This window comes from Luteibacter aegosomaticola, from assembly GCF_023078475.1.
Lineage (GTDB): Bacteria > Pseudomonadota > Gammaproteobacteria > Xanthomonadales > Rhodanobacteraceae > Luteibacter > Luteibacter aegosomaticola.
Genome location: NZ_CP095741.1, coordinates 2,007,303 through 2,030,378, shown reverse-complemented (window position 1 = coordinate 2,030,378; position 23,076 = coordinate 2,007,303). Strand labels below are relative to the sequence as shown.

Below are 23,076 nucleotides of genomic sequence, written 5' to 3'. Positions count from 1 at the left end.
GGTCAGGACTCCAGGCAGGCAAGGGCACGGCGCGCCGGCAACAGCCCGCGCGCGAGGGAAGCGATATCGGCGGCATCGCCATGCAGCCAGGCGGCGGCCGGCGAAGGTGGCGGCTCGATGGGCACATCGGCATCGCCCAGGTTCACGAAGAGCGACAACGTGCCGCCGCCCAGCGCCCAGCGAGCGACAAGGGCCCTGTCACCGAGCGCATCGGCACCCTTGGTGGTGGCGGTATCGATATGCGGCGCGATGTGCTTTGCGCGCAGGGTGATCAGCCGCTTGACCAGGGCGTGCCGCGCATCGCCCAACTCCGCGTCGCGTTCAGGGGTTGAGCCGAGGAAGGTCTCCTCCGCACCCGGATCCGGGATCGCATCCCCGCCGAAGTGCGTGAACGCCGCGAACTCCTTGCGCCGCCCTTCGCGCACGGCCGTGCGCAGGGCTTCGTCGGGAAAATCGGTGAAGAACTGGAAAGGCGTGCGGCTACCCCACTCCTCGCCCATGAAGAGCATCGGGACGAACGGTGCGAGCAACAACAGCACAAGCGCTGCCTCGATCTGCGCCGGTTCGAGCAGCGACGTGAGCCGGTCGCCAAAGGCGCGGTTGCCGATCTGGTCGTGGTTCTGCAGGAAGTTCACGAAGCGCGAGGGCGGCAGGTGCCCACTGGGCTCCCCGCGCCGGCGGCCCGCGAACGCCTCACCCTGGAATGCGAAGCCTTCGCGCAACGAGCGCAGCAACTTCGCCATCGGCGCATCCGCGTAGTGCGCGTAATAGCCTTCGTTCTCACCCGTCAGAAGCACATGCAGTGCGTTGTGGAAATCGTCATTCCATTGGGCATCGAAACGGCCGCGGCCGAGCAGGCCCGCCTGGTTCGCTTCATTCTCGAGCACCAGATGGACATGACGTCGATTCCCCACCGCCGCATGCACCCGTGCCGCCAACGCCGAGAGCCAGCCCGGATTGCCGATGGCATGCACGGCGTCGAAACGCAGGCCGTCGACCTGGAACTCGTCGATCCAGTACAGCGCGTTGTGCACGAAGAAATCGCCGACCTGCGGCGTGGAGACGCCGATCGCCGAACCCCACGGGGTGTCGGCAGCCTGGTCGAAGAAGCCCGACGCATAGGCGTGCAGGTAATTGCCCTCGGGGCCGAAGTGGTTATAGACCACGTCAAGGAACACCATGAGGCCCAGCCCATGTGCCGTATCGACGAGCGACTTCAGTTCGTCCGGCGTGCCATAGGCGGCCGCGGGTGCATACGGCAGCACGCCGTCGTAACCCCAGTTGCGTGCACCTGCGAACTCGGCGACCGGCATCAGCTCCACGGCGGTCACGCCCAGCCCGGCGAGCTGAGGCAGCAGCGCTTCGACGCCGGCGAAGCCACCCAGGGCACCCACATGCAGTTCGTACAACACGGTCTCGCGCCAGGGCCGGCCTTGCCATCCGTCGTTTTTCCATGCGTAAGCGGAAGGGTCCACCACCACGCTGAAGCCGTGGACATCGCCTCCGCGCTGCTGCCGCGAAGCCGGGTCGGGCACGGCGAGCTCCTCGCCCAGGCGGAAGCGATACGCACAACCCACGCCGCGCGGGCAGATGCATTCGAACCAGCCGTCATCCAACGCACGCATCGCCGCGGTATGCCCGTCCTCGCACTCCAGCGTCACCGCCTCCACATCGGGTGCCCACAGGCGGAAGCGCGTGCTCCCATCGCCCATGAGGCGCGCACCGTACGGCATCGCGTGGGCGAAACGTGCGCTCATGCAGGCTCCACCCTCGCCGTCGCGGCAAGCAGCACCACGCTACGCCCTTCCACCTCGATCGTCGGCTCGGTCCAGGCCGCTTCGGCCGCGTTCGGCTCAGCACTGTTGCAGCGCCGGCGCCAGGCGACACCCGGCTGCGGCAGGTGGAAGACATGCATTTCGGGCGTCGCGTTGATCATGACCAGGGTCACGTCCGCGCGTTTCTCGCCATAGGACTGGGCCCGGCGCAGCGCGAGCAGGCGCCCTTCGGTGTAGCCCCAGGTCTCCTGGGTCATCTCCGCACCGCTCTCGTCGAACCACGCAACCTCCCGGATGCCCGGCAGCACGTCGGTATCGCCGCGCAGGAAGTGCGCAGCGCGCAAGGTCGGGTGTTGCTCACGCAGGCGGACGAGGCGGCCGACGAAGTCGGTCAGATCCTTGCCCCGCTCGGAGGTCGCCAGCTTCCAGTCGAACCACGAAAGCTCGTTATCCTGGCAGTACGCATTATTGTTGCCATCCTGCGTGCGGCCAAACTCATCGCCACCCAGAAGCATCGGCGTGCCATGCGAAAAAAACATCGTGGACAGCATCGCGCGCTTCACCCGGTCACGCGCCAGCCGGATCGCCGGATCGTCGGTCGGGCCTTCCACGCCGTAGTTATAACTTTCGTTGTCATTGCCGCCGTCGCGGTTCTCCTCGCCGTTGGCCATGTTGTGCTTATCGTTGTAGCTGACCAGGTCTTCCAGCGTGAAGCCATCATGCGCGGTGAGGAAGTTCACCGACGCCCACGGCTTGCGCCGCTGGTGATCGAACAGCTCGCCCGACGCCTGTAGCCTTCCGGCCAAAATGCCGCGCATGTTCGAATCGCCCTTCCAGAACTTGCGCACGTCATCGCGGAACTTGCCGTTCCACTCCGCGAAACCTGGCGGATGGTTGCCCAGCTGGTAGCCGCCCGGGCCAATATCCCAGGGCTCGGAGATCAGCTTCACATTGGCGAGCACCGGATCCTGGCGCATGGCATCGAACAGGCCGCAGTTCGGGTCGAACCCGTTTTCCTCGCGACCCAGGCTTACGCCAAGGTCAAAGCGGAAGCCGTCCACGTGGAACGTATTCGTCCAATAGCGCAGCGAATCCATCACCAGCTGGAGCACCCGCGGGTGCGCGGTATTCACGGTATTTCCGGTGCCGGTGTCGTTGATGCAGTAGCGCGGGTTATCCGGCATGAGCCGGTAGTAGCTCGCGTTATCGAGGCCGCGGAACGACATGGTCGTGCCCAGCTCGCTCCCCTCGCAGGTGTGGTTGTAGACCACGTCGAGGATCACCTCGATGCCCGCCGCGTGCAGCGCCTGCACCGCGGCACGAATCTCGTTGAGCGCACCCTCCGCGAGGTAGGCCGGCTCCGGGGCGAAGAATGCCAGCGTGTTGTAGCCCCAGTAGTTACGCAGCTTCATTTCAGTGAGCCGGCGATCCTGCAGGAACGCGTGCACCGGAAGCAGTTCCACTGCGGTGACGCCGAGCTTGACCAGGTAATCGATGACATACGGGTCGGCCAGCGCGATGAAGGTGCCGCGCTCATGCTGGCGGATGCGCTTGAGGTTGCGGGTAAAGCCCTTCAGGTGGGTCTCGTACACCACCGTTTCGTTCCACGGCGTATGCGGCCGGTTGCCCTGGGTCCAGTGCATGGGCTCATCGACCACCACGGCCTTGGGCATCGCCGCCGCGCTATCGCGGCGGTCGAACGAGAGATCGGCTCGCGGGGAGGCCACGCGGTAGCCGTGCAAGGCATCGGACCAGCGCACCTGGCCGTGCAGCAGCCGCGCGTAGGGATCCAGGAGCAGCTTGTTCGGGTTGAACCGGTGGCCCTCTTCCGGCGCGTAGGGGCCATGGGCGCGGAATCCATAAAGTGCGCCGCCACGGACGCGCGGCAGGTAACCGTGCCAGACCTCGTCGGTGCACTCAGGCAGGTCGTAACGGGCGATCTCACGCTTACCGGAAGGGTCGAACAGGCAGAGCTCCATGCGTTCCGCGTGGGCGGAGAACACGGCGAAGTTCGTTCCCATGCCATCGCACGTGGCGCCCAGCGGATACGGCGATCCGGATTGCATACGTTCGGGTAGTGCGGGCATCGCGTTCCTCGTCAATCAGCCACGAACATCAGCGTGGCAAGCGGTGGCAGGCTTAGGACCAGCGAGCGATCAAAGCCGTGGGCGGGCACATCCTGCGCATGGCGCTCCCCTTCGTTGCCCACGCCTGATCCACCGTACTCGCTGGCATCGGTATTGATCGCCTCGCGCCAGCGGCCGCCTTCGGGTACGCCAATGCGGAAGCTGTGCTTCGGCGACGGGGTCATGTTGCTTATGACCAGCACGGGGCGGCCGTGCTCAGCGATGCGCAACCACGCAAACACGCTCTGGTCGGCGTCGTCGCCGATCACCCAGCGGAAGCCACGCGGGTCGGTATCCCACGCATGCAGGGCTGGCGTGGAACCAAAGAAGCGATTGAGATCGCGCACCAGCTTCTGCATGCCGAGATGCAGCGGCGCATCCAGCAGTTCCCAGGCGATCTGCGCATCATGGTTCCACTCGTGCGGCTGGGCGATCTCGCCACCGGTGAACAGCAGTTTCTTCCCGGGGTGGCCCCACATGAAACCGTAATAGGCGCGCAGGTTGGCGAAGCGCTGCCACTCATCGCCCGGCATGCGGCCAAGCAGCGATCGCTTGCCGTGCACCACTTCATCGTGGGACAGCGGCAGGACGTACTTCTCCGAGTACGCGTAGATCATGCTGAAGGTCATCTCGCCGTGGTGCCAGCGGCGGTGGATCGGGTCGCGCGACATGTACTCGAGCGAGTCGTGCATCCAGCCCATGTTCCACTTGAAGGTGAAGCCCAGACCGCCCTCGCCCACCGGCCTGGTCACGCCGGGCCACGCCGTGGATTCCTCGGCGATGGTCATGCAATCCGGGTGGCGCTCGGCAACAAGCTGGTTCACCCGGCGCAGGAACGCGATCGATTCCAGGTTTTCGCGACCACCGTGGACGTTGGGCACCCACTCGCCGTGCTTGCGCGAATAGTCGCGGTAGAGCATCGAGGCCACGGCATCAACGCGCAGGCCGTCGATATGGAAACGCTCCAGCCACGCCAGCGCGCTGGCGATCAGGAACGCCGACACCTCGTTGCGGCCGAGGTTGTAGATCAGCGTGTTCCAGTCCTGGTGGAAGCCTTCGCGCGGGTCGGCGTGTTCGTAGAGTGGCGTGCCATCGAAGTGCGCGAGGCCATGGATATCGGTCGGGAAATGCGCAGGCACCCAGTCGACGATGACGCCAACGCCGGCTTCATGGCAGCGATCGACGAAGCGAGCAAACGCTTCGGGCGTACCGAAGCGCGACGTGGGCGCGAACTGACCTAGTGGCTGGTAGCCCCACGACCCGCCAAACGGGTGCTCCGAGACCGGTAACAACTCGATATGCGAAAAGCCCATGCCGGCCACATAGGGGATCAGGCGCTCGCCGATCTCGTCCCAGTGCAGGTCCGCGCCATCCTTGCCGCGCAGCCACGAGCCCGGGTGCAGCTCGTAGATCGAAATCGGTGAACCCGCGTGATGCAGCGCGCCGCGCTTGCGCAGCCACTCATCGTCGGTCCAGCGAAAGGCCTGGGGGTCGGCAACGATCGACGCCGTCGCGGGCGGCAGCTCGGCCGCGAGCGCGACCGGGTCGGCTCGCTGGGTCAACGAGCCATCGGCGCCCCACACCTCGTACTTGTAGCGCGCACCCGGCAGCAGGCCGGGAACGAACAGTTCCCACACGCCGGCCGGAACACGCTTGCGCATGGGATGGCGCCGGCCATCCCAGCTATTGAAGTCGCCGACAACGCTTACGCGCTGTGCGTTGGGTGCCCATACCGCGAAGCGTACGCCGTGCACGCCATCCACATCGATGGGGTGCGCGCCCAGGCAGCGGAACAGCTCGATATGCGTGCCATCCGACAGGCGGCCAAGGTCGTCCTCGCCCAGCAGCATGCCGACGCCGTAAGGGTCGTGCATGTCGTGCGCCGCCGCCGGCCAGCGGACGCGCAGGCGGTATGGCACGCTGCCATCGACAAAGCCGGCGAACAGGCCGCCGTCGTGCACCTTGTGCAGCTCGGCGAGCACGCGTCCATCCGCATCGATGGCCTCGACGCCGAGCGCGCCCGGTTGCAGGGTGCGCACGCTACGCCGGCCATCGACGTCATGCGGGCCCAGCAACGCGAAGGGATCGCCGTGACGCCCTTCGACGAGTGCGTCAACGGCGGCACGATCGGCCAGGCCATGGGTGCGTGGATCGATCACGTATCCTCCTCGAGTTCCGTGGCGGTGTCGCCCTGGGCGGCATGCAGCAGGCCGCGTAGCGGCACATCCAGCCAGCCCGGGCGGTTGGCCGCCTCGTAATTCACTTCGTAAGCCGCCTTCTCGATCACGAACAACTCGATCAGCGGTGCGAGCGCCTCGGCACTCACCCAGCGCGACGGCGCGGCATCGAGCACATCGCGATAGGCCTGCAGGAACACGCGCGACGCGCGCTCGCGGAAGTCAGCGAGGTATTCGCCGAAGCCGGGGTCTTCCACCGGCGCGAAGCCGTCTTCACCGCGGCGTGCCATGGCGGCCGCGTAATCGAGCGAGCGCAGGAAACCGGCTACGTCGCGCAACGGCGTACCCTTCGCGCGGCGCTCTTCCAGGCTCCGTGCCGGCTCGCCCTCGAAGTCGATGATGTACGCGTCATCCTGCACGACCAGGATCTGGCCGAGGTGGAAATCGCCGTGCATCCGGGTGAGCACCGCGCCGGGGCCCGCCTTGGCCAGGCGGCCGATGCGGTCGTCGAGCGCGCCAGCCAGGCCACGCAGCGCTTCGATATCGCTGCGCAGGCTGTCCGGCATCTCGGCGACGTTATCGACGGCAAGCAGCGCACGCCCGACCTGGGCGCGAACGCCGTCGCGCCAGCCATCGGCAGCCGCCGCGCTTGCGCTCTCGGGATCGAACGCTGGCAACCCGGAAGGTGTGGCCAGCAAGGCATGCAGTTCACCCAGCCGGGTGCCCACGGCCGCGGCAAACGCATCGTAGCCGCCCTCGATTTCCGCCTTGCGATCGTCATCCACCGAGTGGCTGAACTCGTCGTAGCTACGGCGCAGGAAATCCAGCGTCCAGCGCCAGGCGTCGCCCTGGTTGCGCAGGAAACCCTGCAGCACGGCCAGCGTCGTGCGCTCACCATGCTCGCCTTCGCGCACCACCTCACCCAGCAACGGCGCGGTATTCGCGTAGCCATGCTCGGTAAGGAAGCGGCTCATCTCCACTTCCGGATTGATCCCCGCGGACGTGCGGCGGAACAGCTTCAGCACACCCGCGTCATGCAGGATCATCGAACTGTTCGATTGCTCACCGGCCAGCCAGCGGCTTTCGATGCCGGTATCGAATTCGGTCTCGTCGAACACGGCCGTCTTCTCGAAACGCACGGTCCCGCCATTCACCGGGATCTCGGTGCTGTTACGCAGGCCGATCAACAGCCCCGAGGCGAACTCAGGTAGCGAGAAGCCATCGGTAAGCAAACCGATGCGGCGGCCGCGGCGCACGCGAGCCAGCGCCAGCTGCTGCGCGCGGGCCAGGGGGCTGTCGTCTTCCCAGGCGATACCCACCGGCAGGCTGTAACGCTCCTTGCCGCCATCGGCGAGGGTCGCTTCCACCTCGGTCAGGATCAGGTCGTCGCCGCGATCGGGCCATGGCGCCGCATAGAGCACATGGACGGATTCGATCCCACGATCCTTCGCGGCGAACCAGCGGCGCACGCCGAGATAGCCCGGCAGCACCTGCTTCTCGATGACGCCACGGTGGTGCTCCATGACGGGGCCCTCGACCAGCGCACCGCGGACGACGAGCGTTTCGTAGTCGGGCAGCGGCTCGGCCGGCACCTCGTGCCATTCCGGCATCTGCGCGTTCGGGCAGAGCTGGAACGCGTAGAAGCCATACGGCGGCACGGTCAGCAGGTAAGGCAGCTGCCCCACCGGTGGGAACGACGTGCCGCCCACGATGTCGACCGGCACCTGCCCATCGAACGCCGCGAGATCGAGTTCCACGGCCTGCAGCGTACGCGACATATTGGCGACGCACAGCACGTGCTCACCGCCGAACTCGCGCAGGTAGGCCAGCACCTTGCGGTTACCGGGATAGAGGAACTTGAGCGTGCCGCGGCCGAAGGCCTTGTAGCGGTTGCGCACGGAAAGCATGCGCCGCGTCCAGTTCAGCAGCGAATGCGGATCGCGCTGCTGGGCCTCCACGTTGATCGCCTGGAAACCGTAGAGCGGATCCATGATCGGCGGCAGCACGAGGCTGGCTGGATCGGCGCGCGAGAAGCCGCCGTTGCGGTCGACCGACCACTGCATGGGCGTGCGCACGCCGTCGCGGTCACCGAGATGGATGTTGTCACCCATGCCGATCTCGTCGCCGTAATACAGCACCGGCGTGCCAGGCATGGTGAGCAGCAACGAGTTCATGAGCTCGATGCGGCGGCGATCACGCTCCAGCAGCGGCGCCAGGCGGCGGCGGATGCCCAGGTTGATACGGGCGCGGCGGTCGGCGGCATAGGTCTGCCACAGGTAGTCGCGCTCGTTATCGGTCACCATCTCGAGCGTGAGCTCATCGTGGTTGCGCAGGAAGATCGCCCACTGGCAGTTTTCCGGGATCGCCGGGGTCTGCCGCATGATGTCGGTGATAGGGAAGCGATCCTCACGCGCGATGGCCATGTACATGCGCGGCATCAGCGGGAAGTGGAACGCCATGTGGCATTCATCACCCTCGCCGAAGTAATCCTGAGTGTCTTCGGGCCACTGGTTCGCCTCGGCCAACAGCATGCGATCCGGGTAATGCTGGTCGATCTCCGCCCGCATCAGCTTCAGGATGCCGTGGGTTTCGGGCAGGTTTTCGTTGTTGGTCCCTTCCCGCTCGATCAGGTACGGCACGGCATCGAGGCGCAGGCCGTCCACGCCCATATCCAGCCAGAAGCGCATCACTTCCATCACCGCCTTCAACACGGCGGGGTTATCGAAGTTCAGGTCGGGCTGGTGCGAGAAGAAGCGATGCCAGAAGTACTGGCCGGCCACCGGATCCCAGGTCCAGTTCGACTTCTCGGTGTCCAGGAAGATGATGCGCGTACCGTCGTAAGCCTGGTCGGTGTCCGACCAGACATAGAAGTTGCGCGCCGCCGAGCCCTTCTTTGCGTGGCGCGCACGCTGGAACCACGGATGCTGGTCACTGGTATGGTTGATGACCAGCTCGGTGATCACGCGCAGGCCGCGCTTGTGCGCCTCGGCGATGAAGCGCCTGGCGTCGCCGAGCTTGCCGTAATCTTCGTGAACCGCCTTGTACTCGGCGATGTCGTAGCCATCGTCGCGCCGCGGGCTGGGATAGAACGGAAGCAGCCACAGCGTATTCACGCCGAGGTCCGCGATGTAATCGAGCTTGTCGATCAGGCCCTGGAAATCACCCACGCCGTCATCGTTGGAATCGAAGTACGACTTCAGGTGCACCTGGTAGATGATCGCGTCCTTGTACCAGAGCGGATCCTTGTTGAACTCAGGTGCCTTGGCCTGCTTCTGTGCTTTGCCGCGTGTTGCCATGGATCAGACTCCGGGTAGCCGCACATGCCACACCGCATACGGCTGGCCGAGGCCGAGCCACACATGCTGGTTGGGCCCGCGCCAGGCGAGGGGTTGGGTGTGGAGAAGGTCGTGGATATCGAGCGCATCGCCAGGGCCGTAGCCCCAGTCACCTAGCGGAAGGGTCAGGTCGGCCGCCTGCGGGTTGTGCGGGTCCATGCTGATCGCGACCAGCACGACGTCATCACCTGAGCGCTTTTCGAAGAACAGCACCTGGTCGTTGTTCGCCGGCAGGAAGCGCACGCCGAGATGCGACTGCAGGGCCGGATGGGCGCGGCGGATGTGGTTGAGCTGGGTGATCTCGGCGACGATGTTGCCGGGCGCGTTGAAGTCGCGGATGCGGATCTCGTACTTCTCCGAGTCCAGGTACTCTTCTTTCCCCGGCATCGGCGCGGCTTCGCAGATCTCGAAACCGGAATACATGCCCCACAAGCCGGAAAGCGTGGTCGCCAGCGCCGTGCGGATCAGGAAGCCCGGGCGCCCCGAGGTTTGCAGGAAGTACGGATCGATATCCGGCGTGTTGACGAAGAAGTTGGGCCGGAAGAAATCCTTCGGCGGCGTGGTCGTCAGCTCGGTCAGGTAGTCGATGAATTCCTGTTTCGAGTTGCGCCAGGTGAAGTAGGTGTACGACTGGCTGTAGCCCACCTTGGCCAACCGGTACATCGGCTTCGGCCGGGTGAACGCCTCGGAAAGGAACAGTGCGTCGGGATACTTCGCACGCACCTTCGCGATCATCCATTCCCAGAAGGGGAACGGCTTGGTATGCGGGTTATCGACACGGAAGGTGCGTACGCCCTCCCCTGCCCAGAACAGCACTGCATCGCAGAGTGCCTGCCACAGCGACGGGACGGCGCCGTCGGCGTAGAAATCGACGTTGACGATGTCCTGGTATTTCTTCGGCGGATTTTCGGCGTACTTGATGCTGCCGTCCGGCCGCCAGTCGAACCACTCGGGGTGCTCCTTCAACCACGGATGGTCGGGCGAGCACTGGATGGCGAAGTCGAGCGCGAGCTCAAGACCATGCGCATGGGCGGCATCGCGCAACGCGCGGAAATCCTCGATCGTGCCCAGCTGCGGATGGATCGCCGTATGGCCGCCCTCGGACGAACCAATCGCATAGGGGCTGCCGGGATCATCGGGACCCGGGGTCAACGTGTTGTTCGGGCCCTTGCGGAAGGCCTTGCCGATCGGATGGATCGGCGGGAAATACAACACGTCGAAACCCATGTCGCGAATAGCGGGCAGCCGCGCGATCGTGTTGCGGAAGGTGCCGTGCTTCGCCTTGTCGTCGGTCATCGAGCGTGGAAACAGCTCGTACCAGCTGGCGAACATCGCTTCACGACGATCGACTTCAAGCAGATAGGCTGGGGTGATCGTCGATCGCGTCCTCGGGTCGGTCACCGCCATCAGTTCCACGGTGGTTTCCGCCAGCAGGAGCTCGATGCGCTCGGCACCCTCGGCCTTCGCGACCGCGGCAGCGAGGTTGCGCAGCGCCTTCGCCTTCGGCCCGGTGGCGTCCTTCGCCCTGCCCTCCACCTGCAACCGCCCTTCTTCCAGTTCGAGCGCCACGTCGACGCCGGCGGCATGCTTCACCTCGAGTTCGTGGTGGTAGCTGCCGTAGGGATCGTGCCAGGCCTCGATCTGGAATTCGTGACGGCCGATGCGCGTGGGCGTGAACGTCGCCGTATGGATGTCATTGTTCACCGGCACCAGCTCGACTTCATGCCAGGCCTTTTCATCGACGGCGCGATAGCGCATACGCGCGGCCAGCACTTCGTGGCCATCCACGTAGACATCCGCGGTCACCACGACGGGCTGCCCGACGATGCGTTTGGCCGGGAACTGGCCACCGTCGACGGTAGGCTGGACGTTTTCCACGACGACGCGCGGCGCCCTGGTCGCGCTGGCCAGCGCTTCTTTCTGCACTGACGCGCCGAGCTTGCGCTTCACCGGCGTACCCGGCGTGCCTGTAAGGGTGAGTACCGCACCTGGATCAAGAACCACGCTGTCTCCCTGGTCGAATACCTTGCGCCCGTCCGGAGTGGTCCAGGGCGTGAAATGGCTGGCGGCGCCGGCCAGTGCTTCGCCTGCCGTCACCAGCGCTTCGCGATCGAGCGATGCGTTGACGAGGGTGAGCGTGGCGTGCGGGGCCGTGCGGGGATCAGCACCATCTACCGTGAGGAAGGTGGCGATACCGCCGTGCGTTGTAATGCGCGGGGTAGCCGGGACGTCTTCGCCCACGGCCTGATTGGCGGCCTTTACCGTGTCGGTGAGGTTGGCCGCAGCCTTTGCTGCGAGATCCTTGGGTGTGACGGGCGTGCCTCGGCGTGGATCCAGCGCGTCGTGCACGGCATATTCAAAGCCCATGGGCATGAGCCAGCCTGCCGGCGCGGTCGCCGCGAACGCAATCGCGCGGCGGTAGGCATGGTCCAGCTGGTTCTCTTCGCCAAGCTCGTCGCCGAGGCGGGTGGCGAAAGGTTCTTCCGTGCATGCCATAGCCGGCGCGACGGCCTGAAGGCGCGCGGCCTCTTCGGCGAACCACGGTGCGCGGAAATCCCACCATGCCGAGGAATTCACGACGGCGTCGAAGCCGCTCCCCGCCAATGCCGCCAGCTCATCGGGCGTATCACCTGGTGTCCACGCAACAAAGCTGACGCCGGGCGATACCGCGTGCACGGCTTCGATCAGCGATTGCCAGAGCGTGGCGCGCAACCGCTGCGGGTGCATGATGCGGAAGCCAAGGACGCCGACCTGGGCCCAGCGGGACAGGCGCTCCACCCACCAGCGCGTCGCTGCCTGGGCCACGTCCGGATCGTTCAATCGCCAGCGTGCGCTATCGCTCTCGCTCGGTGTCCAGCGGGGATCGGGGGTACCGTGCTCCGTCGCGACCGCACGGAACCACTCGGGATGTTGTGCACGCACCGGTGCGTCGGACGCAAGTTCATCGAGCGGCAGGTCGATCCACAGTTCGAGATTTCTTGCACGGCAAGCTTTCGCCAGTTGTTCGAGCCGCGTGGTCGCGTCGCCATCCACGCCGAGCGCGGGGTTCATACGATCGAAATCACGCGTGACGAAGACGTCGCCCGCAGGTGATGTCTCGAACGGAGGCGCTATCAGCAGTTGCCGGAAGCCAAGGCTAGCGGCGTGATCGATCCACGCATTCCAACCCGTCATCGGGCCGGCGAGCAGCGGATGGAGGTAGTAGATGCAAAAGGGCGCACGCATGCTGGCCGACATTGCCTCGTGTTCCGCTAGGGATTGGACACAAGCATGCCGGGCCAAATGTGTGCATCGTGCCAATACACCCGGACACGCGAAGCACTGACATTGGCGCAGATGGGTGTTGCTATTTCGTGAATGTGGGTTTCGGGGTTGGTGGTGCTACAGGGGCGGGAACCCATCCTGTGGCGTTGTCGCGAGAAGATGTCGCCCACAGGGTGGGCTCCTACAACGTTGTCGCGAGGAGATGTCGCCCACGGGGTGGGCTCCTACAACGTTGTCGCGTGGGGATGTCGCCCACGGGGTGGGCTCCTGCGCAGTTCGGCCTATTGGCCGAACTTTATTTCTTCGCCTTCGTGGCCGCGGTCCCAGCCGCGCAGTTCGTCGCGGATGTGGGCGATGCGCTGGCGGCCGAGGGCGTTGCGCTCTTCGTCGAGCACCAGGCCATCGAGCAGCTCGGCGAGGCGCTGTGCCGTGGGGAGCATCGCATCCCAGGCGTCGAGCGCATTCACCGGACCCGGCAGGGCCATGAAGAAGGAAAGGCCCGGGGTCTGCATGGTGGCCACGCGGGACATATCGAAGTTACCCGGCTTCACCAGGTTGGCGACGCTGAAGATCGGGCCCTTTTCCGGATGGCCATCCACCAGGCGGTGGTAGATGCCCATGTCGCCGAATTCGAGGCCGGCCTTCTCGGCGGCCACCACGAGATCGGAACCCTGGAAGCGCTGGCCTTCGCGCGAGACCACGTAAAGGCTGACGATGCGCTCGACCGGCGCGTTCGTCGGCCGACGGCCCAGGTCGGAGCGCGGCGGGGCCTTGGGCGGCGGCACAGGCGCGGGGGCCGGTGCCGGTGCCGGCACGGGCGCGGGCGCCGGCGGCGGAGTCGGTGCGGCGGCGGCGGGGCGCGGCGGTGCCGGCTCATCCAGGTCGAAAGGCAGGTCGAGGTCGATCCGCGGCTCGGTGCGCTGCGGGCGCTGGGCGGCCGGGGCCGGAGCCTCGGGATCCACGGGTGCCTGGGCCGCCGACTTGCGTTCACCGGCGAGCGAGGCGCCCAGGCGCTCGAGTTCGGCGCGCAGGTCGACATCCAGCTCGCCCTGCTTCGGCGACGGACGGAACAGCGGATCGTTGGCGTCGTCATCGCGCAGGTCGGCCGGCGGCGCGTCCTGGGCCTCGAAGCGGTCGTCGAAACGCTCGTTATCGCGCGCGCTGAACGAGAGGTCGTCCTGCGCCTCGGGCTCGTTGCCCCCGAACACCGGCTCGCGGCGCTCGCGGCCGCGCTCGGGCTGCTCCGGCGCCGGCTTACGCCGGCCCTGCTCCTTGCGCGGCTGGCCGAACAGCCAGATCAGCACGAGCACAACGATGCCGACGAACAGCATCGGGATGCCGACGGCAGGGTTCCAGGCGAGGCCGATGGCGGGATTCATGTCGCGGTAATTCCTTAGGTAATGCTCAGGCGACGCCGGCGAGCTTCGACGCTTCGGCCAGGTCGACCTGGACGAGACGCGAAACGCCCGGCTCGCGCATGGTAACGCCACACAGCTGGTGCGCGGCCTCCATCGTGGCCTTGTTATGGCTGACGAAGATGAACTGCACCTTTTCGCTCATTTCGCGGACCATCGCCGAGAAACGCCCCACGTTGGCCTCATCGAGCGGCGCGTCCACCTCGTCCAGCAGGCAGAACGGGGCCGGGTTGAGGCCGAAGATAGCGAAGACGAGTGAGACTGCCGTGAGTGCCTTCTCACCGCCGGAAAGCAGCGTGATGTTGGAGACGCGCTTGCCCGGCGGGCGCGCCATGATGGCGACGCCGGTATCCAGCAGGTCTTCGCCGGTGAGTTCGAGGTAGGCATGACCACCACCGAACAGGCGCGGGAACAGCTCCTGGACGCCGGCGTTGACGCGATCAAAGGTTTCCTTGAAGCGCTGGCGGGTTTCGCGGTCGATCTTCTTGATCGCGCCTTCCAGCGTTTCCATCGCGCTCGTGAGGTCGGTGAGCTGCGAATCGAGGTATTCCTTGCGCTGCGACTGCTCGGCATGCTCCTGGATCGCGGCGAGGTTCACCGGTTCCAGGCGGGCGATCTTGCCGGCCAAGTCGGCCAGCTGCGATTGCCAGTGCGCGGGCTCGGCATCTTCGGCCAGCTCGGCCAGCAGCGGCTCGAGCTCGAGACCCGATGCCGTGATGGCCTGGGCAAGCTGTTCGGCACGTAGCTGCAGCGCCTGCGCGGCGAGGCGCTTCTCGGCGACGTTCTCGCGCACCTGGCCGAGCACGTGTTCGATGCGCTGGCGGTCCTGTTCGAGGCGGCGGAACTCCGCATCGCAGTCTTCCAGGGCGCGGCGTGCGTCCACGAGCTGCTTATCCACCAGCAAGCGCTGGTCGAGGTAGGTCTGGCGTTCTTCTTCGAGCTCGGTGATCGGATCGCTGCCGGCGGCCAGCTGCTCGTCGATCTCGTCGCGGCGCATGGTGACCTGGCGCAGTTGCGTATCGAGACGGGCAAGCGCCTGCTCGAGCGAGGTGAGCGCGGCACGCTTGGATTCCATGCTGAGCGCGAGCTGGTGGGCCTGGTCGGCCGCCTCGCGCGCATTCATGCGCGCTTCTTCGCGCGCCTCCAGCAGTTCGCGGCGCTCGTTTTCCAGCCCGCGGCGTTCGTCTTCGCGATCACCCATGTGGCCGACGGCTTCGTCGAGGCGGCCACGCGCTTCGCGGGTCTGGCCTTCCAGTTCATCCAGCTGCTCGACCAGGGTGCTGATCTCGCCGCCGATCTTCTCGGCGCGGGCGCGCGCGGTTTCCATCTTGCCGCGCTGGCTCTGCAACTGGCCGGCAAGTTCGGAAAGACGGCGGTGCGCCGCGTAGAGATCGCGCTGGGCGTCATCGCGCAGGCGCTCGGTTTCAAATTTGTTCGTGCGCAGCTCTTCAAGCTGTTCAGTGCGCTCTTCGATGGTCGCTTCGAGCGCTTCGATCTGTTCGGCGAGCTGGCGGATATCGCGCTCGCGGGCGAGCACGCCCACCTGGTTGCCCTGCGCACGCAGCACGCGGGTCCAGCCCGGGCCCATCCACGCGCCGTCGCGCGTGATGACCGACTGACCGGCCGAGAGCGAACCCACGCGGGCCGCGGCGGCTTCCACCGAATCGGCGACAAAGACATTCGATAGCAGGCCGACGGCGGCAGCGGGGCCACGCACGTGGCCAGCCAGCGTGCCGGCGGTGCCCGGGCCACCCTTCTCGCTCGCGAACAAGGCCACGTCGGCCTCGCCCAGCGCGCCGAATTCACCGACGAGAGCCGCCGGCGTATCGACCAGCACGCCATCAAGGACGCCAGCGAGCACGGTTTCCACCGCGGATTCGTAGCCGGCATCCACCTGGAGCGATTCGCCGAGGCGGCGCGCATCGGCCAGGCCCAGGCGCTTCAGCCAGCCGGTGGCGGCCGATTCTTCCTGGCCCAGCGCAGCGGTCTGCAAGGCTTCCAGCGAGGCCTGGCGGCCGCGTGCGGTCTGCAACTGCTGGCGGGCATCGTTGAGCGCCGACTGCACCTGGCGTTCGTCGTCGAGCACGCGCTCGTAGGCGACCTTGTGCTGGTCGAGCACGCCGCCCAGCTGCTCCACGCGCTCGCGCTGCGTATCGTGTTCGACATCGAGCTGTTCGGCGGCGGCGTCGAGTGCGGCGACGTCGGTGGCCTTTTGTTCGGTTTCCAGCGCTTCGCGACGGCGTGCGAGATCCACGGCCTGACGGTCGAGGTAGGCCAGCTTGGTGCGCTCCACTTCCGCCGCACGGGTGGATTCGGAAGCGCCGCGGGTATGCGTATCCCAGCGCTGCTGCCAGTCGGCCAGGCGCGATTCGGTCGAGCGCTGGGCTTCGCCGGTGTCGTCCTGGATCTGCTGCAGCGATTCGAGCTTGGGCTCACCTTCGGCCAGCGCCATGCGCAGGGTTTCCACCTGCTCGCGGTCGGCGTCGATATGGCCCTGGAGTTCGCCCAGTTCGCGGTCGGTCTCGGCCTTCGAACGGGTGAGCCGCTCGGCGAGGTCGCGGTTGTGCCGCACCTGTTGTTCGACGCGGGCGATCTCGGCGCCCACCTTGTACACCTCGGCCTGCACCTGGTTCAGGTGCTCGCTGGCGCCCTGATGGCGCTCGCGCACCGTCTCCATCTGCGCCTCGATCTGGCGCTGGGTGGCGGTGTGTTTTTCGATCTCGATTTCGTATTCGCGCAGGCCCGAGCCTTCGCCCTGGCGCTGGCGGTCGAGCGTGCGGTATTCGAGTGCGCGCAGCTCAGCTTCGCGGCGGGTCTGCTCTTCCTTGAACGCCTTCCAGCGCTCGGCGGCGCGGGCCTGGCGGTTCAGGTGGTCGAGCTGCTTTTCCACCTCGTCGCGCACGTCGCGCACGCGGTCGAGGTTCTCGCGGGTGGACTTGATGCGGCTCTCGGTTTCCTTGCGGCGCTCCTTGTACTTGGAGATGCCGGCGGCTTCTTCCAGGTGGGTGCGCAGCTCTTCCGGGGCCGCTTCGATGATCTGGCTGATCATGCCCTGCTCGATGATCGAGTAGGAACGCGGGCCCAGGCCGGTGCCGAGGAACAGATCGGTGATGTCGCGGCGGCGGCAGCGCGCGCCATTCAGATGGTACGAGGACTGGCCGTCACGGCTGACGATGCGCTTGACTGAGATCTCGGCGAAGCTGGCGTACTCGCCCTGGATGGTGCCGTCGCTGTTGTCGAAGATGAGTTCGACCGCGGCCTGGCCCACCGGCTTGCGGGCGCTGGAGCCGGAGAAGATCACGTCGGTGAGCGAATCACCACGCAGGCGGCTGGCGGCCGATTCACCCATCACCCAGCGGATCGCGTCGATGATGTTCGACTTGCCACAGCCGTTCGGACCGACGACGCCGGTCATATTGGTGGGCAGGTGCAGCGTGGTGGGGTCCACGAAGGACTTAAACCCCGCCAGCTTGATCGTGGTCAGACGCATGTTTGGTTCCGTTGGGACGCGGGCTTTCAGCCACCCCTTGGCTGATCGATCACTTTGCCAAAGGGGTCACCCCGGCGCAATACGCGAACTTACGCGAAGATAATAGCGTAAATGCTTGATTGTAGGAGCCCACCCTGTGGGCGACATCTTTCGCCTCACCGCGCAGGCCCTGTGGCGTTGTCGCGAACGGCGTCGCCCACAGGGTGGGCTCCTACAGCCGTGGCCTTATTCGCCGGGGGCCTTGGCGTCGATCGAGAGGGCGTGGATGCCGTCGGGCATCATGTCGCCCAGGGCCTGGTAGACCAGGCGGTGGCGCTGGATCGGGTTCTTGCCGGCAAAGGCGGGGCTGACAATGCGGGCGAAGAAGTGGCCCTTGCCCTCACCCGAGTGGCCCGCATGCTTGTGGCCTTCATCGATCACGTCCAGCTCGACCGGGGCCAGGGCCTCGGTCAGCAGCTGGCGGATGCGCTCGACTTTCTCGACGGTCACGGCAGCACGACGCGGAAGGGACGCACGGTCACTTCCTTGTAGACGCCGGCGGCCACGTACGGATCGGCATCGGCCCAGGCCTTGGCGGCTTCGAGGCTTTCGAACTCCGCCACGATCAGGCTGCCGGTGAAACCGGCCTGGCCCGGGTCCTCGGCGTCGATGGCCGGGAACGGGCCTGCCAGCTTCAGGCGGCCCTCTTCCTTCAGCGCGGAGAGGCGGGCCACGTGCGCCGGACGCACCGACAGGCGGTTTTCCAGCGAATTCGGGTGATCAATACCGGTGATGGCGTAGAACATGGGATCAGGCCTCGGGGCGCATGGTCGGGAACAGCAGCACGTCGCGGATGGACGACGAGCCGGTAAGCAGCATCACCAGGCGGTCGATGCCGACGCCCAGGCCACCGGTGGGCGGCAGGCCCACTTCAAGCGCGCGGATGTAGTCGGCGTCGAAATGCATGGCCTCGTCGTCACCGGCGTCCTTCGCGTCCACCTGGGCCTGGAAGCGCGCGGCCTGGTCTTCCGAGTCGTTGAGCTCGGAGAAGCCATTAGCGATTTCCTTGCCGTTGATGAACAGCTCGAAGCGATCGGTGATGCCCTTGTCGGTATCGCTCTCGCGGGCGAGCGGCGACACCTCGACCGGGTGGTCGGTGATGAAGGTGGGCTGCACCAGGGTGTGTTCCACCGTGGCCTCGAAGATCTCGAGCAGCAGCTTGCCCCAACCGTACGACGGCTTGACCTGGATGCCCAGACGCTTCGCGTGCGCCGCCATGGCTTCGCGATCGCGCAGGTCGCCGGCCTTGATCTCGGGGTTGAGCTCGAGCACGGCGTCTTCCATGCGCCAGCGGCGGAAGGCCGGGCCCACGTCGACGGTGGCGCCATCCCACTCAATGGCCGTGTTGCCGATGACATCGGTGGCGGCCGAGCGGATCAGGCCCTCGGTCAGGTCCATGATCTCGTGGTACGTGGCGTAAGCCTGGTACAGCTCGAGCATGGTGAACTCGGGGTTGTGCCGGGTGGACACGCCCTCGTTACGGAAATTGCGGTTGATCTCGTACACGCGATCGAAGCCGCCTACGGTGAGGCGCTTCAGGTAGAGCTCCGGCGCCACGCGCAGGAACAGCGGGATATCGAGTGCGTTGTGGTGCGTCGTGAACGGACGCGCCGTGGCGCCACCCGGGATCACGTGCATCATGGGGGTTTCGACCTCCATGAAGCGGCGCGGCTTGTCCTCGAGCCAGCGGCGGATGTGGCTGACGATCTTCGAGCGCAGCTGGAAGGTACGGCGGGCCTCTTCGGTGACGATGAGGTCGACGTAGCGCTGGCGGTAGCGCTGCTCCACGTCGGCCATGCCGTGGTGCTTGTCCGGCAGGCCACGCAGCGACTTGGTCAGCAGGCGCAGGCCCTCGACCTTCACCGACAACTCGCCGGTCTTGGTGCGCATCAGGGTGCCGGTGGCACCCACGATGTCGCCGAGATCCCAGCGCTTGAACGCGTTATAGGTTTCCTCACCCACCGTACCCTGGTGGATGAACAGCTGGATGCGGCCGGTGCCGTCCTGCAGGGTGACGAAGCTGACCTTGCCCTGCCCGCGGCTGAGCAGGATGCGGCCGGCGACAGCGACCTGGCGCGGCGCGGCCTCGATGGCCTCGGCGGTCCAGGCTTCCTTATCCTCGAACTCGGCCTGCAGGTCGCCCGCGAAGCTATCGACCTTGAAGTCGTTCGGGTAGGCGATGCCCTGCTCGCGCAGCGCTTTGAGTTTCTCGCGGCGCTCGGCAATCAGGCGGTTTTCGTCAACAGTGCCGGTGGTGTCGTCGCGGGTTTCGTCAGTCATGGCTTCGCTTGGGTCGTGTTCGGGAAACGGGGGCGCCCATGCGCCCCCGGCTGTGGCGGTATTACGCGTCGACGCGCTTGGAGCCGGCCTCGAGGCCGGCCTTCAGGCTGGCTTCGACGAATTCGTCGAGGTCGCCGTCGAGCACCTTCTGCGTATCGGAACGTTCGATGCCGGTGCGCAGATCCTTGATGCGCGACTGGTCGAGCACGTAGTTGCGGATCTGGCTACCCCAGCCGATATCAGACTTGGTGGCTTCCAGGGCATCCTTCTCCGCGTTGCGCTTCTGCACTTCCAGCTCATAGAGCTTGGCTTTCAGCATCTTCATCGCGCGGTCGCGGTTGGCGTGCTGGCTGCGTTCGGTCTGGCAGGCCACGACCGTATTGGTCGGGATATGCGTGATACGCACGGCCGATTCGGTCTTGTTGACGTGCTGGCCACCGGCGCCCGACGAACGGTAGACGTCCGTGCGCAGGTCGGCCGGGTTGATGTCGATCTCGATGTCGTCATCGACTTCGGGCGACACGAACACCGAAGTGAAGCTGGTGTGGCGGCGGTTGTCCGAATCAAACGGGCTCTTGCGGACCAGGCGGTGCACGCCGATCTCGGTCTTGAGCCAGCCGTAGGCGTAATCGCCTTCCACGCGGAACGTGGCGGATTTGATACCGGCGACTTCGCCACCGGACACTTCCATCAGCTCGGCCTTCCAGCCACGCGACTCCGCCCAGCGCAGGTACATGCGCAGGAGGATTTCCGCCCAGTCCTGGGCCTCGGTACCACCGGCACCGGCCTGGATATCGACGAACGCGGGAGCGGCATCGAGCTTGCCCGAGAACATGCGCTGGAATTCCAGCTTGCTGATGCGGGCGTCGACCTTGTTCACGTCGTCGGCCACGGACTGCACGGTGTCCTCGTCGCCATCGGCGGCGGCCATCTCGAGCAGTTCCTTCGCGTCTTCCAGCGAGGACGACATCTCTTCGATGCCGGTGACGATGGTGTCGAGCTGGGCGCGTTCGCGGCCAAGCTCCTGCGCGCGCTTCGGATCATCCCAGACGGTGGGGCTCTCGAGCTCGCGGTTGACTTCCTCTAGCCGTTCTTTCTTGACGGCGTAGTCAAAGATACCCCCTAAGCGACTCGACGCGGCCCTTGAGGTCCGCGATCTGCGCAAGGATCGGATTGGTCTCGATCATGGTCGGTTTGCCTGCTAAAGAGGTCAATCGTACCAAATCCCGACCCACCCTTGGGGCACCCCCTGTAGGAGCGCGCTTGCGCGCGATGGGTGCTCGCGGCAAGCCCCATCGCGCGCAAGCGCGCTCCCACAACTGCCCCGCGGGCCTCAGGCCGGCAGGGCCTCGTGGTGCACGCCGCGGACGGCGCGGCCCGAGGGGTCGGCCGCGTTGGCGAAGGCAGGGTCCCAGGCCAGCGCCGCCGGGGAGCTGCAGGCGATGGACTTGCCACCCGGCACCGTGGCCGCCGGGGCCTCGCCCGGGAAGTGCCGCTCAAAGAGGGTCCGGTAAAAGAAGGCTTCCTTCGTGGCCGGGGTGTTGTGCGGGAAGCGGGCAGCCGCGGCGGCGAACTCGCGATCACTCACCATGGCTTCGGCGTGCGCCTTCAGCCCATCGATCCAACCGTACCCTACCCCGTCGCTGAACTGCTCCTTCTGCCGCCACAGGATCGATTCCGGCAGCGCGCCCTCAAAGGCTTCGCGCAGGATCCCCTTCTCGATTCCCTTGCGGGCCACCATCTTGGCTTCCGCATCGAAGGCCATGGCCGTCTCTAGGAACTCGGTATCGAGGAACGGCACGCGGGCCTCGACACCCCAGGCCGCCATGGATTTGTTGGCACGCAGGCAATCGTAATAGTGGAGCGCGTCGAGCTTGCGCACCGTTTCCGCGTGGAATTCTCGGGCGTTCGGCGCCTTGTGGAAGTACAGGTAGCCGCCGAACACCTCATCCGAGCCCTCGCCGGACAGCACCATCTTCACGCCCATGGCCTTGATCCTTCGTGCCAGCAGGAACATCGGCGTGGAGGCGCGGATGGTGGTGACGTCGTAGGTTTCGATGTGGCGGATCACTTCCGGCAGGGCATCGAGGCCTTCTTCGAAGGTATAGACGAAGCCGTGGTGCACGGTGCCCAGCGCTTCGGCCGCCACCTCCGCCGCCTTGAGATCCGGCGAGCCATCGAGGCCAATGGCGAAGGAGTGCAGACGCGGCCACCAGGCCTCGTCGCGGTCATCGTCCTCGATGCGGCGGCGGGCGAAACCCGCGGCCACCGCGGCAACGAGCGAAGAATCAAGCCCGCCCGAAAGCAGTACACCGTAGGGCACGTCGGTCATCATCTGGCGGTGCACGGCGGCCTCGAAGGCCGCACGCAGGTCCTTCGGTTCGATCGTCTTGCCCTCGGTGACCTCGTAGTCGCGCCAGGCCGGCGACCAGTAGCGCGTGGCTTCACCGGTCGCGCTGTCGTACACATGGCCCGGCGGGAACGGCGCGACGTCGGCGCACACGCCCACCAATGATTTCATTTCCGAAGCGACGCACAGGCGGCCCTGGCGATCATGGCCCCAGTACAGCGGACAGACACCCATCGGGTCGCGGGCAATGAGGTAACGGCGCTGCACGGCATCCCACAGCGCAAAGGCGAAGATGCCGTTGAGCTTGCCGAGGAAATCGGCACCATGCTCGCGGTAGAGCGCGTTGATGACCTCGCAATCCGACCCCGTCGTGAAGTCGTAGCCGCTGGCGGCGCGCAATTCGCGGTGGTTATAGATCTCACCGTTCACCGCCAGGGCCAGCGCACCGTCACGTGAACGCAGGGGCTGGGCGCCACTGGCCGGGTCGACGATGGCGAGGCGTTCGTGAACGAGGATCGCGCCGTCATCCAGGTAAACGCCACTCCAGTCGGGCCCGCGATGACGCTGGCGCTGCGATAGCTCCATGGCCTGCGTGCGCAGCGCCTGGAGGTCATCGCCGGCCGTCAGGCCGAACATTCCGAAGATCGAACACATGGGCCTTGCTCCTGTCAGATCGATAGCTGGATGTGAGGGTGAAATCGGGACAAAGAAAAAGGCCCGCCTTTGAGGGGCGGGCCTTTGGTGATTCGGTGGTTTCAGTTGCAACCGCCTACACGCCGACCCTCCCGAGGTTCCGGGCATTATTGGTATTGGCGTTATTGGCGG

The 23,076-nt window shown here is 66.0% G+C and carries 12 protein-coding genes; all 12 read right to left on the bottom strand.

The annotated features are described in order from the left end of the window. Positions 1-2: 2 nt before the first annotated feature. Positions 3-1,757 carry a malto-oligosyltrehalose trehalohydrolase gene (gene treZ / locus L2Y96_RS08835; RefSeq protein ID WP_247335810.1) on the bottom strand — a complete coding sequence of 585 codons (1,755 nt, stop codon included), beginning with the start codon at positions 1,755-1,757 and terminating at the stop codon, positions 3-5. Beyond that, entirely contained in the window at positions 1,754-3,862 is a 2,109-nt protein-coding gene (gene glgX, locus L2Y96_RS08830) for a glycogen debranching protein GlgX (RefSeq protein ID WP_247335808.1), read from the bottom strand. The genes treZ and glgX overlap by 4 nt, the downstream gene beginning before the upstream one ends. A gap of 11 nt (positions 3,863-3,873) precedes the next feature. Next, on the bottom strand, positions 3,874-6,060 hold the full coding sequence (gene glgB / locus L2Y96_RS08825; protein ID WP_425492592.1) for a 1,4-alpha-glucan branching protein GlgB: 2,187 nt from the start codon (positions 6,058-6,060) through the stop codon (positions 3,874-3,876). After that, positions 6,057-9,374 carry a maltose alpha-D-glucosyltransferase gene (gene treS / locus L2Y96_RS08820; RefSeq protein ID WP_247335806.1) on the bottom strand — a complete coding sequence of 1,106 codons (3,318 nt, stop codon included), beginning with the start codon at positions 9,372-9,374 and terminating at the stop codon, positions 6,057-6,059. The genes glgB and treS overlap by 4 nt, the downstream gene beginning before the upstream one ends. Before the next feature lie 3 nt (positions 9,375-9,377). Then, complete coding sequence (locus L2Y96_RS08815) at positions 9,378-12,638, bottom strand: maltotransferase domain-containing protein (protein WP_247335780.1); 3,261 nt, start codon at positions 12,636-12,638, stop codon at positions 9,378-9,380. Positions 12,639-12,958: 320 nt separating this feature from the next. Further along, positions 12,959-14,056, bottom strand: a complete 1,098-nt coding sequence (zipA, locus tag L2Y96_RS08810) for a cell division protein ZipA (protein ID WP_247335771.1) — start codon at positions 14,054-14,056, stop codon at positions 12,959-12,961. A gap of 25 nt (positions 14,057-14,081) precedes the next feature. Next, complete coding sequence (smc, locus tag L2Y96_RS08805; protein ID WP_247335769.1) at positions 14,082-17,582, bottom strand: chromosome segregation protein SMC; 3,501 nt, start codon at positions 17,580-17,582, stop codon at positions 14,082-14,084. 225 nt (positions 17,583-17,807) lie between these two features. Further along, complete coding sequence (locus L2Y96_RS08800) at positions 17,808-18,071, bottom strand: BolA family protein (protein WP_247335761.1); 264 nt, start codon at positions 18,069-18,071, stop codon at positions 17,808-17,810. Then, positions 18,068-18,367 (bottom strand): YciI family protein, encoded by a 300-nt coding sequence (locus L2Y96_RS08795; protein ID WP_247335759.1) that lies wholly within the window; start codon positions 18,365-18,367, stop codon positions 18,068-18,070. The genes L2Y96_RS08800 and L2Y96_RS08795 overlap by 4 nt, the downstream gene beginning before the upstream one ends. 4 nt (positions 18,368-18,371) lie before the next feature. Further along, entirely contained in the window at positions 18,372-19,901 is a 1,530-nt protein-coding gene (gene lysS / locus L2Y96_RS08790; protein WP_247335753.1) for a lysine--tRNA ligase, read from the bottom strand. A 61-nt stretch (positions 19,902-19,962) separates the two neighbouring features. Beyond that, positions 19,963-21,088, bottom strand: a protein-coding gene (prfB, locus tag L2Y96_RS08785; RefSeq protein WP_247335752.1) for a peptide chain release factor 2 whose coding sequence is annotated in 2 segments (ribosomal slippage) — positions 19,963-21,012 and positions 21,014-21,088 — 1,125 coding nt in all. Because the reading frame shifts where the segments join, the coding sequence is not laid out codon by codon here. Between the two features lie 146 nt (positions 21,089-21,234). Then, positions 21,235-22,905, bottom strand: coding sequence for an asparagine synthase B (gene asnB / locus L2Y96_RS08780; RefSeq protein WP_247335750.1), 1,671 nt, complete (start codon positions 22,903-22,905; stop codon positions 21,235-21,237). Positions 22,906-23,076: the final 171 nt, after the last annotated feature.